Annotated in this window: 12 protein-coding genes and 1 pseudogene; 6 read left to right on the top strand and 7 right to left on the bottom strand. The window is 69.3% G+C overall.

From position 1 onward, the window contains the following. Nucleotides 1-35: 35 nt before the first annotated feature. Nucleotides 36-890, bottom strand: coding sequence for a helix-turn-helix domain-containing protein (locus ACFYZ8_RS05960; protein WP_388531925.1), 855 nt, complete (start codon nucleotides 888-890; stop codon nucleotides 36-38). A 373-nt stretch (nucleotides 891-1,263) separates the two neighbouring features. Here ACFYZ8_RS05960 and ACFYZ8_RS05955 point away from each other — a divergent pair, with 373 nt between their 5' ends. Next, the gene (locus ACFYZ8_RS05955; protein ID WP_388531927.1) at nucleotides 1,264-2,082 is read left to right on the top strand and encodes a S1 RNA-binding domain-containing protein; all 819 of its coding nucleotides are present in this window, start codon (nucleotides 1,264-1,266) and stop codon (nucleotides 2,080-2,082) included. Between the two features lie 335 nt (nucleotides 2,083-2,417). Next, a complete protein-coding gene (locus ACFYZ8_RS05950) occupies nucleotides 2,418-2,726 on the top strand; it encodes an ACT domain-containing protein (RefSeq protein ID WP_388531929.1) in 309 nt (102 codons plus the stop codon). Nucleotides 2,727-3,137: 411 nt separating this feature from the next. On the opposite strand, the gene ACFYZ8_RS05945 is transcribed toward ACFYZ8_RS05950, so the two are convergent. Next, complete coding sequence (locus ACFYZ8_RS05945) at nucleotides 3,138-3,686, bottom strand: carboxymuconolactone decarboxylase family protein (RefSeq protein WP_388531930.1); 549 nt, start codon at nucleotides 3,684-3,686, stop codon at nucleotides 3,138-3,140. Nucleotides 3,687-3,801: 115 nt separating this feature from the next. Continuing rightward, nucleotides 3,802-6,150: an alpha-L-fucosidase gene (locus ACFYZ8_RS05940; RefSeq protein ID WP_388531932.1), complete on the bottom strand. Its 2,349-nt coding sequence runs from the start codon at nucleotides 6,148-6,150 to the stop codon at nucleotides 3,802-3,804. A 206-nt stretch (nucleotides 6,151-6,356) separates the two neighbouring features. On the opposite strand from ACFYZ8_RS05940, the gene ACFYZ8_RS05935 reads away from it, so the two are divergent. Further along, the gene (locus ACFYZ8_RS05935; protein WP_388531933.1) at nucleotides 6,357-6,845 is read left to right on the top strand and encodes a GNAT family N-acetyltransferase; all 489 of its coding nucleotides are present in this window, start codon (nucleotides 6,357-6,359) and stop codon (nucleotides 6,843-6,845) included. A 193-nt stretch (nucleotides 6,846-7,038) separates the two neighbouring features. Here the strand turns inward: ACFYZ8_RS05935 and ACFYZ8_RS05930 are convergent, their stop codons facing one another. From ACFYZ8_RS05930 to ACFYZ8_RS05920, 3 genes are all read right to left on the bottom strand, one after another. Then, nucleotides 7,039-7,194 carry a hypothetical protein gene (locus ACFYZ8_RS05930; RefSeq protein ID WP_388531935.1) on the bottom strand — a complete coding sequence of 52 codons (156 nt, stop codon included), beginning with the start codon at nucleotides 7,192-7,194 and terminating at the stop codon, nucleotides 7,039-7,041. A gap of 13 nt (nucleotides 7,195-7,207) precedes the next feature. Further along, nucleotides 7,208-7,435, bottom strand: coding sequence for a hypothetical protein (locus tag ACFYZ8_RS05925; protein ID WP_388531936.1), 228 nt, complete (start codon nucleotides 7,433-7,435; stop codon nucleotides 7,208-7,210). A gap of 102 nt (nucleotides 7,436-7,537) precedes the next feature. Then, entirely contained in the window at nucleotides 7,538-8,773 is a 1,236-nt protein-coding gene (locus tag ACFYZ8_RS05920) for an acyltransferase family protein (protein WP_388531938.1), read from the bottom strand. A gap of 198 nt (nucleotides 8,774-8,971) precedes the next feature. On the opposite strand from ACFYZ8_RS05920, the gene ACFYZ8_RS05915 reads away from it, so the two are divergent. The 3 genes and pseudogenes from ACFYZ8_RS05915 to ACFYZ8_RS05905 all read left to right on the top strand — a co-directional run. Beyond that, on the top strand, nucleotides 8,972-12,676 hold the full coding sequence (locus ACFYZ8_RS05915) for a helix-turn-helix domain-containing protein (protein WP_388531940.1): 3,705 nt from the start codon (nucleotides 8,972-8,974) through the stop codon (nucleotides 12,674-12,676). Between the two features lie 171 nt (nucleotides 12,677-12,847). Beyond that, on the top strand, nucleotides 12,848-13,804 hold the full coding sequence (locus ACFYZ8_RS05910; RefSeq protein ID WP_388531942.1) for a MerR family transcriptional regulator: 957 nt from the start codon (nucleotides 12,848-12,850) through the stop codon (nucleotides 13,802-13,804). Between the two features lie 97 nt (nucleotides 13,805-13,901). After that, nucleotides 13,902-14,291, top strand: a pseudogene (locus tag ACFYZ8_RS05905) (DUF6234 family protein); the annotation flags it as partial. A gap of 378 nt (nucleotides 14,292-14,669) precedes the next feature. Here the strand turns inward: ACFYZ8_RS05905 and ACFYZ8_RS05900 are convergent. Continuing rightward, complete coding sequence (locus ACFYZ8_RS05900; RefSeq protein ID WP_388531943.1) at nucleotides 14,670-15,053, bottom strand: amidohydrolase family protein; 384 nt, start codon at nucleotides 15,051-15,053, stop codon at nucleotides 14,670-14,672. Nucleotides 15,054-15,985 lie beyond the last annotated feature (932 nt).

Genomic DNA, 15,985 nt, shown 5'->3' with positions numbered 1-15,985 from the left:
GTGTCCTCTGTGGGGAGTGGAATCTCCGCCGCAGGTTACGAACGCAGCGCCACCGCCGTCTTGAACGAATCCGATGTGCTCTTCGCGGACAGGCCGGGGGACTTCGGCACCGCGCCCAGGCAGCCGCACGGCCGGAGCCGGGAGATGTACTCCGAAGGGGACATGCCGGTGAACTCCCGCAAGTCGCGGTTGAAGTGCGACTGGTCGCTGTACCCGTGATCGGCCGCGAGCTCGGGCCAGCGCGTCCGCTCCGGGTCGACGCACCCGAGCAGGTTCATCAGCCGCATCAGCCGTGCCGCTGTCTTGGGCGGCAGTCCCACCTGTCGCCGGAACACCCGCCCGAGGTGGTCACCGCTCCATCCCACGTCTGCCGCGAGCTCCGCGATCCGAGCCTGTCCGGCGGAGCGGGCCAGTAACTGCCACGACCGTACGATCTCCGCACTGGGCCGCGGCCCTTCGACGGAGCGGCACAGCAGGAACGCGTCGAGCAGGGCGAACAGCTCCGGGTGACCGCGCGCGGCCCGGCACTGCTCGGCCAGCACCCGCCCCGGAGTCCCGAACACCTCGGTCAGGTCGACGACGTGCCCGGCGAGGTCGGCCGGCGGCGTGCCGAGCAGCCGGTACGCGCCGAGCGGCGTGAGCCGCAGCCCGACCCACGTCAGCTGCACCGAGGACGTCTCGCTCCCGCCGTACCGGTAGAGGCAGCCGGGGCCTGCCGCGTAGGCGACCGGCAGACCCGCCGGGGGCTCGCCGAAGTTCAGGTTCAACGCCACCGACAGGCTCGCCGGCACCGTGATGACCTCGCCGGGAGAGAGGGTCTCCCTGCCCGCGTGGTAGGCGCCTTGGACCAGTTCTCGCAGCGCAGGATGAGGCCGTGCGTAGACGTCCACCGATGGGTCCCCCGACTTCGCTCGACCAGCGACTTTAGGGCCGAGGAGAAGAGCGCGGAGGGCGCCGGACGGCCTTTTGCGCTTACCTGGCCGATTCTTTGAACCGGGCATGCCGAACCGGAAGTTCCGGCAAGGAGTACGAGACTGACCAGGACTGGCCTTTCTCGGCCTCGCCACCTGCCTGCTGTGGCGAGGGGGCGGGAGTGACACACCGAGCCGGATCCGCGGGCAGGTGTGAGAGCGAGCGCTCGGGTGAGGCATCTGTCTCCCGCCTCACTGCACGACGTTTCAGCGGTTGAGTCATGACAGGCCAGTTGGAACCTCGTCACGAGAGTGGGAGCCAGTGTGGCCGCCCACGACTAGGCTCACCGCCATGTCTGTGCCAGCCGACCCTCGCATGCAGTTCTTGAGGGACCAGCTCCGGCCGGGGGCCGTAAGAACGGTGAAGGTCGTCGGGTTCGACGGAGCGGACGTTCTGGTGGAGCTCGTAGATGTCGATGCGGGGAAAGCCGAGATCGGCCGGATTCCTCGACATGAGGCGTCGATGCGCCGGACGGAGCATCCGTCCGAGCTGTTTGAGATCGGCCAGGAGATCAGTGCGGAGGAGACCGGGCGTTGGGGCGAAGGTCAGCTCCATCTCTCCGCCAGGGCATGCGAGAGTCCGGCATTGAGATCATTTCTCCTGGCGTTCGAACCAGGGCAGGTCGTTGCTGGGACGGTCTCGGCGGTCCACAACTTCGGGGTCTTCGTTCACGTAGACGGCGAACCGGACGGCCTGTGCACTGGCTTCATCCGGGTGCCGGACCTGGCGTGGGGCTGGATCAACCACACCTCCGAGGCGATCGAAGCCGGGCAGCGGATCACCGCTGAGGTGATCATGGCGGAGACGCGGTTCGGGCAGGTGTCTCTCTCGCTGAAGGCTCTGCAGGAAGATCCACTCATTCACTTTGAGGATCAGGTCGGCCGGGTCCTCACGGGGCCCATCACCAAGATCGTTCCATTTGGTGTGTTCGTGAAACTTGCTCCCGATATTGAGGGGTTCCTTCATCTCTCTGAACTGACTGACGAGCCGGTCGAGACCCCGGGGCAACTCGTAGATGAAGGCCAGTTGATCACGGTGAAGGTCGCCGACGTCGACCTCCAGCGCCACCGGGTGCGGCTGGACGCCGTCGGCGGAGCGGACGGAACCTAGCGCACTGACGCCAGCGGCCGACAGGAATGGCAGTTCCAAATCCTCGCGGCCATCGGGGAAGTATCAGCGCCCCGCTGGTGATCATGGGTACAGATTGGTTCGATGGGGAGGGTTCCCCGGATGGTTCCCTCCGCGGGCGCCCGTGATGCCGGCGCTCGGGGTTGTTGCCGCGCGACAGGAGGACGGTGAATGGCTCTGACGGCGACGGCCGAGGCAGTCGCGCGGATTCAGGTCGTGCGTCACCGGGTGAGCCGCGCCTGCGGAACATGACCCCGGTACCGGCGAGTCGAACTCAGAACCTGCGCGTGCTCGAGGGCCGTTTTAGCCTCAGGCGGGTGTCCGACGTCCGTACGGTCGCCGCCGACTCCAACCTGCTCGCGCTGGTGCTCGGTCCGGACGGAGGCGCGGCGATGCTGCGCGACGACGCGGCCGACGACGGATGGGCGGCGCTGTGGAACGGCGATGACGCGCACGACCCGGAGGCGACGGGGATGCTCAGCGCCATCGTCGCGCCGCTCGCCGCCGGCGGGCTCCCGGTCTGGACGGCCGCGAGCTACGACGGAGACCTCGTGCTCGTCCCGGCCGGCCGGCTTGAGGAGGCCGTAGGGGTGCTCCGCAGGGCCGGCCACCGGGTGACCGTATGACTGGGTTCCGACAGGAGAAGCGTTGAAGCCTTCGCGCAGTGGTGAGAACCGCTCCTTTGCTGCTCATCCCCGGCGCTCACATGGCCACCGACCGGTCACCGGCAACGTCGACACGCCGCTGTACCGCCGCCCTGCTCGGCGCCTCCCCGCACCAACCCATCACTGAACTCGACGCGCCCAACCCCACGGGCCGCGTTGCCGCCCCGGACGAGATCGCCGGGCTCGCCGCCTTCCTGCTGCGTCCGGGTGAGGCCCCATCGGTTCGACGACTCACGGACCGTCAGACTCTCCGGGGAAGCCGGTGTGAGGACGCGACGCCCGGTGCGCGGCGAAACCATCGAGGCGCCACCCCCGCGGCGCAACCCCCGCGGCGCAACCCCCGCGGCGAACCCCCGCGGTGAAACGCCGCCTTCACCGCCCCTCGTCGCTCCCGGGCGGCACCTCGCCATAGGGCGGCGGGGCCTCACCCGCGGTTGTCACCTCGAAGGTGTTGAGGAAGTCGCAGACCAGTTGGTAGAAGCCGACGGTGATGACCAGATCGGTGAGCTGGTTCACCGTCAGGAACGCGAGAAGTTCCTTGCGCGCGGCCTCGTCGAGGGAGTGCCGGGCGAGCAGTCGGTCGGTCGCGGTGAGGACGGCTGCCTCGGCCTCGGACAGGCCGTCGGGGGAACCGGTCGCCGCGGCGGCGATCGCCTCCTCACCGAGTCCGACGAGACGGGCGATGTTCTCGTGATGGTGAATTTCGTACGCCGCCCGGTACGCGTGGCCCACCCGGACGATGGCGAGTTCGCGCAGGGGGTCCGGCAGTGAGTTGCGCCGCAGGACCGCGTCCCCCAGCGCCAGCACACCGGGTGCCAGCGCGGGGGAGTGCATCATCATCCGGAAGACGTTGAGCGAACCGCGAGCGGTCACCTCGTCCCGCAGTTCCGCGGGCAGTGCGGAAAGGTCCGGATACTCCATGTCGGCTCCCGTCGCTGGGCGTTGGTCTGCACAGGACGGGAATCCCCACACTGACCGCGTCGAACACCACGTGATGCGAAGCGATGTCCTGTCGTGGTGGTGGCGTCGTCGTCCGTCAGGAGTTCCACTTCACCTTGAAGACCCACACATGCTGTCCTGCCCTGCGGGCCGCCGCGGGCACGTCGATCACCAGCGCTCCGTTGCTGACGGTCCAGCTCAGTGGCCGGTCGTGGCCCAGCATCGTCACCGTGTCCCCGCTGCGGATCGGCACCGGTGCCTCGACGGTGAGCCGTGAGCCCGGCTGGACCAGCGAGTGGACGTAGAAGGCCCGGTTCGGGCGGACGGTGAAGCGGAGGTCCTCACCCAGTTGCGCCATCTTCGACCAGTACGTCGTGTCGTAGACGGCCTCTCCGTTCGTCCGCAGCCACTGACCCGTCTCACGCAGTCTCGTCTGCATGATCTCCGGGATGGTGCCGTCGGCGCGTGGGCCGATGTCGAGCAGGAAGTTGCCGTTCTTGGAGACGATGTCCACCAGGCTCCGCACGACCTGTTCCGTCGTCATGTAGGAACCGTCGGGGGTCGCCTGGTTGTAGCCGTAGCTGAAGGGGTCCAGACCGCGGCTGGACTCCCACTTGGCGATCACGGTGTTGTCGTACGTCGTGTACTCGGGCGTCGTGAAGTCGTGGAAGGAGATCCCGGAGCGGTTGTTGACGGTGACGTCGATGGGGCGGGCCCGGTTCTTGGCGTGGTTGAAGTACTCGGCGAGCACGTGCACGCTGTCGTTCGCGCCGCCGATGTCACACCAGATCAGCTCCGGGTCGTACCCGTGGATCAGCTCCAGCATCTGCGGGGCCTGGTAGTCCTTCACGAAGTCCTTGCCCGCCCTGTATCCCGTGTACGGCACCGGGGCGAGGGTGTACGGGTTGCGCGGGGCGTGGCCCATCCACGGGTTGTCCGGGTTGAACCACTCGGGCATCGAGAAGTAGAGGCCGCGGTGGAGCTCGGGCGTGTAGCGCCGGGACGCCTCGAACAGCTCCCTGACCAGGTCCCGCTTCGGGCCCATCTTCACGGCGTTGCGGTCCGAGACCTTGGTGTCCCAGAGGGCGAATCCCTCGTGGTGCTTGGAGGTCAGCACGTGGTACTGGGCACCGGCGTCCCGGAAGAGTTCGACCCAGGCTCGGGGGTCGAACTTCTCCGCCGTGAAGCGCGGGATGAAGTCGTCGTAGGCGAAGTCCTCGCCGTAGGTGTCCCGGTGGTGCGCGTACGTGGGGTTGTTCGGGTCCTGCATCTGGTCCCAGTACCACTCGGCGTACTGCGTGCCGACCGGCGCCCAGGCGGGCACCGAGTACACGCCCCAGTGGATGAAGATGCCGAACTTGGCGCTGTGGAACCAGTACGGAGCCTGGTGACCGGAGAGGGACGCCTCGGTCGGCTGGTAGTCGGCGACGCCGAGGGAGAGTCGGCTGTGCTGCATGGCGGCCGTGGCGCCTCGGCCGGTGACCGTCACCACTCCGTCCTGGGACGTGCCCGGTGCCGTCCCCGCGCGGTTGCGGATACCGATGCGCACGCGAGCCTGCTCGCCGGGGTCGAGACGGCGGACGGCAGCGGGCTCCACCGTTCGGGCACCCGGCACGTCCACGTGCACCGACACGTGGTCGCCGGCCGACACGGCGGCCGTACCCGCGTTGACGACGGTGGCCTCGACGCTCTGGGCGCCGGTGGACGTCAGGAGCGAGTTCGTGGAGTGGGCGTCGCGCAGGATGAGCGCGCGTCCCTGGGCGACCGGCTGGAGGGAGAGCGCGAACACGTGCAGCGAGGTCTGGTTCGGTTCGGGTGCGTGGGTGACCGGCAAGGTGATGGCGATCGCCTCGCGCTGCGGATCGACCCAGACCTCCGACGTGCCGATACCGACGCTGTGCTGGTCCTTCGTGCCGTCCGGGCCGTAGCGGTACGGCGCCGACAGCGAACCGCCCGCCGCGTACCAGTCGGCTCCGGTGAGGCCGCCCGTCGTTGTCGAACCGTCCGCGTAGTGCACCGTCGCCCTGCCCGAGGCGTTGCCGTAACTGCCCGAGGTGAGGAAGTGGGCCGCCAAGTACCGGCCCCTGGGCAGGTCGATCCGCTGACCGAGCGCGACGACGTTGTTCTTGGCGCCTGCTGCCGAGGACGGGAAGACGAAGGGAACGCCGTCCACCACCACCTGGCCCGTCGCCAGCTCCTCGCCCGGGAACGTGTAGCCGGAACCGTCGAAGTCTCCGCCTCGCGCGGAGGCGGTGTCGATACCGTCGTTGTCGTAGAGGCTGTCGAGCGGGACGGGGACCGGAGCGGGCACGGCAGCCCACGTCCCACTCCGCTGTTCGGCTTCCTGAGCGGCTTGGGCGTCGGTGGCGGAGGCGAAGGAAAGAGCGGCCGAGGCAGCAACTCCCGCCGTGACACCGAGGACCTGACGTCTTGGATACGTACTCATGGCGGCTCCCAGTCATCGGATGTCTTGATGATTGGGGAGGCGTGGAGGAGTGTCAATGGGGAGTGCGTACTGGGAAGTTGAATCAGAGGTCGGATGACTGGGAGCCTCGGAGTCCGGGCGGAGGGACGGCTCGGTGCCGACGTCTTCAGGGCAGCGGTAGTCGACCCGCCGCACGAGCCCACTCCCCGGTGCGAAATACTCGCGGCATGAGTTCACGCACTTCCCCGGTCAGCCAGCCGATCACGATACGGAGGGCGGTCGCGCGGGATGCCAAGCGGCTCACGCGGATCGTGCGTGGCTCATCCGCCTACGAGGGCAAGTACGCGTCCGCGGTCGCGGGCTACCGGGTCGGCCCTGATTACATCGAGGCCCACCGTGCCTATGTGGCCGTCGGTGCCGACGAGCATGGAGGCCGGGTCCTCGGGTTCTACTCGCTCGTCCTCGTCCCGCCCGAGCTGGATCTGCTGTTCGTCGCCGACGATGTGCAAGGACGGGGTATTGGCCGGCTGCTCGTCGCGCACATGCGGTCCGAGGCCCGTGCCGCCGGGATCGACCGTCTCAAGGTGGTGTCGCACGGTCCCGCCGAGGACTTCTACCACCGCGTCGGTGCGGTGCGGACGGGGACCGTGCTCGCGAATCCGCCCGCCGTGCCGTGGGACCGTGCTGAATTCGAGTTTCGCATTTCTCCGGGATGAGGTGGTGCGTCGGCTGGCCGGCCTGCAGGACCGGCTGGACACCGGGCAGGCGCTCCGTCTGTGCGTCCGCCTCCTCTGCTCGGGCAGGCGGCGCGGACCGCGGCGACGACCCCGTAGAGCACTCGCGGTCAACACCGGAACCTTGCCGACCGAGCCGCAGCACGGTACCCGCGGGGCCGCCTCTATACCGGCCCTACTCGTCCAGGAACTGATACGCCCCGCTCGGGTCTCCGATCGACACGGTGCCGTCGCGAACCTGCCACTCGCTCATGCCGTCGCACTCGTGACTGACGAGGAACAGTCCAGTGATGAGATCGTTGTCGTCGTCGGAAGCCGGGATGCGGGCCACGCGGCGCAGTTCCTCAAGGAACGTCGGCGGACTGCGCGCGCATCTCGGCGCCGAAGAAGACCCAATGGGTGAAGTTGTACTGCCTCGCGGGAAAGGCCCAGCCCCCGCCGTATGTCCGGTCGGGATCGGCCTCTCCGACGATGTCCTTGACCTGGCTGAGCTGCCGCTCGTCGCACTCCAGCCAGCCCCTGATCCGTACGAACACGCCCAAGGCGACCGCCCCCCATACGGTGCTCACCATGTGCTGAGCGCCGGTTCCGATGTCCTCGCACCCTAGGCGCGGTCGGATTGATCTGGCAAAGCGCTTTAAGGGCCCCGCCATGGCTGGGCCGCGTCCAGGGTTTCACGCAACAGGCGGGTGCTGCCGTTGTACTGAACTGGGGTGGGCATTGCACTGCACACGGCGAGCCAGTCTGCGGCCCCACCTCTGGCCGGGAGCTTCGACGTAACGGTAGGTCAGCAGGCACAGCGGCAGCAGTACGGTGAAGAAGGCCGCTTCGAACGCGAGGCTGTCCTGGTGTCGCCGGCCGGCTGTGCTGTCGAAGACTGCCAGGAGCACGGGATGCACCAGATACACCGAGTAGCTGATCGTTCCCAGTCCGGTGGCGAGGCGCGGCAAGGACCGGCCGCGCGCCGCCAGGCCGGACGTGAAGGTGAGCACGGCCAGCAGGAACGCGAGGATCCAGCCGCACCGTGTGAAGTGGTCGCCATCGCCGTACCGGTACGCACTTCCCACGGCACAGGCGACCACGACGGCGGCGGTGACGGCGGCGAAGCCCCAGGTGCACCGGCCGCTTTCGGCGCGGTGGACGGTGGTGCCCAGGAACATGACGGCGAGGATCACCAGGCCCTCCCACAAGGGGACCGTTCCGTTGAACGCGACCAGTGCGAGCGCCAGCACTCCTCCCAGCACACCCCCGAATGTCCGCAGCAGTGCTGAGCGGCTACTCGCGCAGCAGAGGGCGACCCCCATCGTGATCGCGGCGATCACGATCACCGGGCCGGTGCCGAACAGGTTGGAGAGGGCGGACGGCGGCAGCCCCAACCCTGCCGCCACGCTCGCGGCGGCGAGCATGGCCAGGGTGATCGCGAGCGTCGGAGGCCGCCGATGGAGACGGACCGTGAAGAGGGCGACGACCAGCAGGTAGAAGGCCATCTCATAGGAGAGAGTCCACAGGACGAGCAGGAGACTGGGTGTCCCCAACAGCTCCTGGAGCATGGTGATGTGGGCGAGCGCCACCATGGTGGCACTGTGCGAACCGAAGTCGCGTATCTGCGCCACACCCAGGGCATGGAGGACGAGCAGCACGGTGATGACCGCCGCCCACAGCGGATAGACGCGGAAGATCCGGCCGATCCAGAAGGTGCGCACGCAGCCCCGGCGTTCCAGCGAGCGGGGGATGATGTAGCCGCTGACCAGGAAGAACACCATGATGCCGTAGCGGCTGGTGTTGAAGTACGGCATCAGCTCGTGCCGGAAGTCCGGCATGAAGGTGTACGCCGAGTGGTCGAAGACCACGACGAGCGCGGCGATACCGCGCAAGGCGTCCAGCCAGCCCAGCCGCGACGGGCCGGCCACCGAGAAGGCGGCACGTAATCGAGAGAGGGCAGACGGCGGTCGTGTCGGCGAAGCGGGAATGAGGGGCGGGGATTCCATGCGCGGGCGGCGTCCTCTTCGGTCAGGCCGGCCCCGGTCGGGGCGGGCTGATCACCGAGTCCAGCGGCTGGGCCATTGTTCGGCAGTACCGTTTCGGCAGCCGAACAATGGGGTGAGGGTGTGGCGGGACGTCGCGAGCTGCCGGTGGATCCGGCGGCGAGTCCGGTTCAGCGGTTCGCGTTCGGATTACGCGAGTTGAGAGCGGAGGCGGGAGGGGTCACCTACCGGGAGCTGGCGCGGCGGGCCGGTTACTCGGTGACCACGCTGTCGCAGGCGGCGGCGGGGGACCGGCTGCCCACGCTGCCGGTGACGTTGGCGTATGTGGGGGCGTGCGGTGGAGACCTGACGCTGTGGGAGGAGCGGTGGAAGCAGGCGGTGGACCAGGCCGCCGGTGACGGCGTCCGGGACGATGACGGATCACCCACCCCTTATCGAGGCCTGGCCCGGTTCGAAACCGGGGACAGCGCCCTGTTCTTCGGCCGGGAACAGCTCACGGCCGACCTGGTCGACCTGCTCCGCCGCAGGCGGTTCGCCGCGGTCTTCGGTCCCTCCGGCAGCGGCAAGTCCTCACTGCTCCGGGCCGGCTTGATACCCGTCCTGCGGTCTGCTCAGGAGCAGGACTTGCGTCCGGCAGCGATCCGGATCCTGACCCCGGGCGAACACCCCGCCCGCAACCACGCCCCACTCCTCGCACCGGCCGTCCCCCGCGACGGCGGTGACGGGTCGGACACGTTCGTGATCGTCGACCAGTTCGAGGAAGTTTTCACGCTCTGCCATGACACGGCCGAGCGGGCGCGCTTCATCGACCTGCTGCTGGCCGCCCGCCGGCCGGAGAGCGGCCTGCGGGTGCTCCTGGCGGTGCGCGGCGACTTCTACGGCCGCTGCGCCGAGCACCGCGACCTGGCCGACGCACTGCGCGACGCCAACCTGCTGGCCGCGGCGATGAGCCCGGCCGAACTGCGCGACGCCGTCGTCAAACCGGCCACGGCCGTCGGCCTGACCGTGGAACGCGCCCTCACGGCCAGGCTCGTAGAGGAGGTCGCCGCGGCCCCCGGTGGCCTGCCCCTGCTGTCCCATGCCCTGCTGGAAACCTGGCGCCGCCGACGCGGCAAGACTCTCACCATGGCGGGATACGAGGCGGCCGGATGCCTGGACGGCGCGATCACCAAGACCGCAGAGGAGGCCTACGGCCGGTTCACCGCGGACCAGGCGGCCGTGGCCCACCGGGTGCTGCTGCGCATGGTCGTTCCCGGTGACGGCACCCCCGATACCCGCCGCCCAGTCGAACGCGCGGAGCTGCCCGACAGTGGCCGCGACGACACCACCCACGTGCTCGAAGCACTGGCGGGATGCCGACTGCTCACCCTGGACGGCGACACGGTGGAGCTGGCTCACGAGTCGCTGCTCAAGGCCTGGCCCCGGTTACGCGACTGGATCGAAGAGGACCGCGAACGACTGCGTGTACAGCGGAACTTGACCGAAGCCGCTCATATCTGGCAGCAACTCGGCCGAGATGAGGGTGCCGTGTACCGCGGCAGCCGACTCACCGCCGCACGGGAACACTTCGGCGACGCACCGTGCGAAGACCTGACGGACCTTGAGTACGCGTTCCTCAAGGCCAGCCGCTCCCACGAACAGCGAGGCCGGCGCAAGTACCGGCTGATGCTCACCGCGGTCACCACCGCCCTGTGCCTCGCCCTCGTGGCCGCCGGTCTCGCCCTGGGGCAGCGCCAAAGCGCCCGCACGGCCCAGCACCTGGCCGAGTCCCGGCAACTGGCCGCCCAGTCCGGCGCACTGCTGGCCTCCGACCCCGACCTCGCCGCGCTGCTCGCCGTCCACGCCTACCGCACCAGCCCGACCCGCGAAGCCTCCGCCGCCCTGTACGCCGCCGCGGCCCTGCCCCTGCCCAGACAGCTGAGGGCCGGAACCGCACCGGTGAACTCCATGGCCCTCAGCCCGGACGGACGTACCCTCGCCACTCACAGCGGAGACGGCGCGATCCGTATCTGGGACCTGCCCGAAGGACGGATCCGGCACACCATCCGCGCACCCGGCGACAGCGGCGTCGCGGCCTTCGGCCCGGACGGCCGCATCCTCGCCGTCGCCACCGAGGCGTCGACCGGCCTGTGGGATGCGACCACGGGCAGAAAGCTCGGCAACCTGCGCACGTCCGACGGATTCGTCAGCGCGATCGCCTTCAGCCCGGACGGTCACAGCGTGGCAGTCGCCTCTGCCGGGGCCCTGCGCGTCTGGGCCCTGGTCGGCGGCCGCACTCAGCGCACCCTCACTGTGCACACCGACGCGCAGGCGGTCGCCTTCGGCCCCGACGGACGCACCGTCGTAGCAGCCGGCTTCGGTGGCCTCGTGCACGTGTGGGACGTGGCCACCGGCCGCACCCGCTCCGTCCATGGCAGCCGGGCAGCGGGTACCGCGGTGGTCCTCAGCCCGGACGGCCGGACCTACGCGACACTCCGAACCGACGGGTCGGTGGTACTGCGCAAGGTGGCGACCGGAGCCGTCCAGCGCACTATCAGCGGCGGCTTCGCCTACTCGCGCGAGGCGGTCTTCGCCCCCGACGGGCGCACGCTCGCCGTCCCGGGCCCGGGGGACACCGTACGGCTGTGGGACACCGTCACCGGCACGGCGCTGACCACGCTGACCGCCGGTCACCACGGACGGGGAACTCCGCGCGTGGCGCTCAACATGAATGAACGCACCGTGGTCACCAGCAGTGACCGGGAGGCCGTCGTTCGCGTCCACAGTCTGTCCGCTGTCCGCCCGCGGACCACTCTGCCGGGGCGTGCCGCCACATCGATCGCCGACTTGGCGTTCAGCCCCGACTCCCGCACGGTCACCACGTTCGGCCAAGGTCCGTACGGTCAGGGCCCGGTGCAGCTCTGGGACGCCAGGACAGGAAGAAGTGGAGCCGCCCTGGCGCTCGACAGCGAACGGGTAGTCAGGGGAGAGCAACTGCCGGTTCCCCTCTCTGGCCCCGCAGCCACGGCGTTCGATCCGGCCGGACGGGCCGTGGCCGCACGGAGGGGCGCGAACGGGCAGATCGAGGTTCGTGACGTCGCCACGGGACGTCTACGCCACCGCCGTGCCGTGGCCAACGTCCTCACGATGGTCTTCAGCCCGGACGGAACGCGGCTCGCCCTCGTCGGCGCGAACGGATCGCTGCGAATCTGGCATCTGGCCACCGGAACCCTGCACACCCTCCGCACCGGCCACGACCCACTCCTGCGGGCGGTGACGTTCGCTCCGGACGGCCGCACCCTCGCCGTCGTGACCATCGAGGCCCGTGGTGACCGAGTCGTGCTGCTGGACGCCGCGACCGGTCACGCGCGGCACACCATGAAGCCGAAGGGCGCATTCACATCGGCCCTCGTCTTCAGTCCGGACGGGCACACTCTGGCCACCGCAAACTACGGTGGCAGCGCGGTGGCGACCTGGGACGTGGCCAGCGGTCGGCTCCTGGACGACTTCGATGTCGGCGCCTCCGTGGCGTCGCTGGCCATCAGCCTCGACGGACGCGCTCTGGCCGTGGGCAGCGCGCAAGGCGTTCGCCTGTGGGACCTGGCCACCCGCCAGTACAGACTCACCCTGCCGACCGGATCATCCGCAAACGTGACCTTCAGCCCGGACGGACGCACGCTGGCTGTCACCACAGGCGGTTCCGTCGCCCTGTGGGACATCGATCTCCCCGACGAGACCCGCGCCATCCGCGCCATCTGCGCCGCCGTCGACACCCCTCTCACCCCCGTGCAACAAGCCCGCTACCTGCCCGGAGAATCCGCTCAGGCCGGCTGTCCCCGTACCAGGTGAAGAATCTGCCCCTTGTCGGGAGGCGCCCATCCGCGCAGCGCCTTGAGTGTCCTGCCGCGTGTCATCCGCGCCACCGAGATCAGCGGACCAGCAGCAAGCGAGCAGGGGGAGCGTGGAGACGCAGGGCGTGAGACTTGAGTCTCCTGCAGGGGGAGACAGGAAGGTGGACTCATGGACGGCGGCACCCTGTACTCGATCGGTGAACTGGCCCAGCGCACCGGGCTGACAGTCAAGACGATCCGGTTCTACTCCGATCGCGGCATCGTGGCGCCTGCCGACCGCACCCACGCCGGCTACCGGCGGTACGCCCCGGAGGCCGTATCTCACCTTGCCCTCGTACGGACACTGCGAGAACTGGGACTCGGCCTCGACATGATCCGGCGGGTCATGGACCAGGAACTGACGCTCGGCGAAGTCGCCGCAGAGCACGCCGCCGCACTGGACGTGCAGATCAGCATTCTGCGTCTGCGACGGGCGGTGCTGATGGCCGCCGCAGGACGCGAGCCCACCCCCGAGGAGATGGAACTCATGCACCAGCTGGCCACACTGACCGAAGGAGAGCGCCGACACTTGATGAACGATTTCCTCGACACCGTCTTCGACGGTCCGCACGGCGGCTCCCACTACGCCGCAGCTCGACGCTCCATGACACCCGAACTCCCCGACAACCCCACAGACGAGCAGGTCAGGGCATGGGTGGAGCTGGCCGAACTGTCCCTCGACCCGGACTTCCGCGCCAGTGTGCGACGCCTGACCGAAGATCACGCGGCGGGCCTGCCCGACGGCGCCCCCATCCCCCTGCGCCCGGACGTGGTCGCCATCGCTCGCGATCTCGTGGGACCAGCCGTGGCGTCCGGCACCAGTCCGGAAGCGCCCCAGGCCGATTCTGTCGTCGCGGCGCTCACCGCCCAGTGCGCGCTCGCCTACGGCCGCGCCGATGACAGCGAGCTGCACCGGTGGGTGCTGCACCGTCTGGAAGCCGCTGGCGATCCACGCAGAGACCAGTACTGCCAGTTGCTGGCGCTGATCAACGACTGGCCGGCACCGGAACGCCTAGCCCCGGTGATCGACTGGTCCGTCGCAGCCCTACGCCTATGGGCGGCCCGACAAGACCCAAGCTCCGGGTAAGGAGGGGCAGTTGGCGGGGTGCTCAGCTCGGCCACGAGTCGGTCTCGGCCTGGTGAACCGTGATGCGGTGCGTGACGTCACGTTCCAGCGTGTGACCATGGACTTCGAACGGAGTACGTGTGCACCGCGCTCACCGGAGATCGTTCACCGCACAGGGGAACCCTCGAACTCGCGAGGCGACGGGATCGCGGGTGGCTGCATCAGCCTGATCGTGCTGCTCATTGAAATCCCGGTCGCTTTTCTGCTGGGGTTGACATCGGTCATCCGCGGGTGGGGTGGTGCGGACGAGCACACTGCGGCACCTGCGGTGGACTGGGTTCCCACGCTCTTGTTCGGCGGGTTCACGGTGGGCGTACTCGTGATCGCGGTGATCTTCCTGTCCTCGGCACATCCGTTCGCAGGTGCCGTCCAACTGCTCTTGGCAGCGGTCGCACTGCTTTTCATCATCGCTGCTTGGCATGATCAGTACGAACGCGCCCACCCGTCTCATTCAGCTGGTTGGGCCCGTCTATCCCCTGAGCCAAGTCATGAAGCGTGTGCGCTCTCCGCCGCACCGGCCGTCACCGGAGGCTTGGGCGCTGCTCGGGCTGAAGGTGGAGCCATACCGTCCGGAGGTGAGCGCGCAAGCTTCCCGCACGGGCTGCAGGGCGTAGGAGCCGAATGCCGCCAGCGCCACGACCAGCAGGGACGTCAACAAGTAGCGGCGGCCTATAGGGGAGGGCATGCGGTGATGCTATCGGCTTGCTTCACATGCACTGGAGCTCCGCCAACGTGCTGCGCGAGCCGACCGCCACGCCCCCACGTGCTTTCGCCAGTTCGATGTGTTCCCCACGGGCTCGCGTCGAATGAGGCCGCCGGAGTTCTGTCAGGGGTGTCCGCCGCAGCCGCGGCCCCTCATGGTCGACCCCTCCTGGGGCGGTTGGGCCTGTGCGGCGGCCTCTTCCACCCCCGCGAGCAGTCGGCGGCGTTCCTCCAGTGGAATCCACCGCCCGTTGACGACCACGCCGTGGATGCGGCGGGTGTTGCGGATGTCCCGCAGCGGGTCGGCGTCGAGGACGAGCAGATCGGCAGCCTGACCACGGGCCACGGCGCCGACGGCGGGCAGCCCGAGGGCGCGGGCCGCGTCCCGAGTGGCCACGCGCAAGACCTCGGCCGGGGTGAGGCCGGCCGCCGCGAGCAGCGCCAGCTCGTCGTTCAGGGCGAAGCCGGGGACGAGATATCCCGTGCCGGTGTCGGTGCCCGCAGCCAACCACACCCGCGCCGTGCAGCTCGCGCACCAGGTGGAGCCGGTGCGCGAAGATCCGGCGGATCTGCCGCCGCTGCTCGGGGGTACGCCCACCGGTCAGGGCCGCCAGCTGATCCGGCCAGCTCTCCACCTGCCATGCGGGCAGGTACTTCCACTCTTCGGCCTGCGAGGGAGTCCGCCCGGTGCCGGTCGTAGCCCTGCACCGCCCGCCATTCGAGGGGGTGCACCTGCTGGAACCAACTGTGGTAGCGGGACAGGCTGCTGAGGTCGCGCGGGTCGATGCGTACGGCGGCCAGGAGGCGCCGTATCTCCTTCTCGTGCCGTGAGGTCGCCAGGAGCAGCGCGTGCAGGTGCTCGATGGCGCACTGTCCGGCGGCGCTCGCCTCCGCGATCGGTACGGTGCCGTGGCTGTGCCCGAGATGGGGATGCCCTGACGCCGTGCCTTGTCCGCGATGGCGAAGTAGTTCTCGCGGGACAGGCGGGAGTACACCTTGACGAAGTCCGCGCCCTCGCGCTTGACCTGGCGTACGGCGCGCCGGGCCTCGGCCGCGTCGCGCACCTCGATGGTCGGATCCACGTCGGCCGCCCACAGAGAGGGCGAGCCGTCGACGATGGGGCTGCCGACCACCCAGCGGGGGCCCGAGCAGTGCACCGCTGCGGATCTTCTCGCGCCACTCGTGGTGGACCGGCGGCCCCACATCTCCCGGACCGTGGTGACGCCGGCGAGGGCGTACAGGGCCGGGCTGGGCGCCACTTCCGGCGCTCGCCGCGGCCGCGCGTGCCGTGCCGACGGGCACCGTGCTCGTCAGTGCCGTGCCGCACCTGTCATGGCGGCGGCCCCGGCCATGAACCCACTTCGGGCCATACCGCCACGTGCCCCAACTGTTGCTTCGGACATGCTGTTTCCCCTCCCACTTGTGAAACCGCCGGCCCTG

The organism is Streptomyces sp. NPDC001668 (assembly GCF_042893155.1).
GTDB lineage: Bacteria > Actinomycetota > Actinomycetes > Streptomycetales > Streptomycetaceae > Streptomyces.
This window is presented reverse-complemented; position numbering and strand designations above follow the sequence as displayed.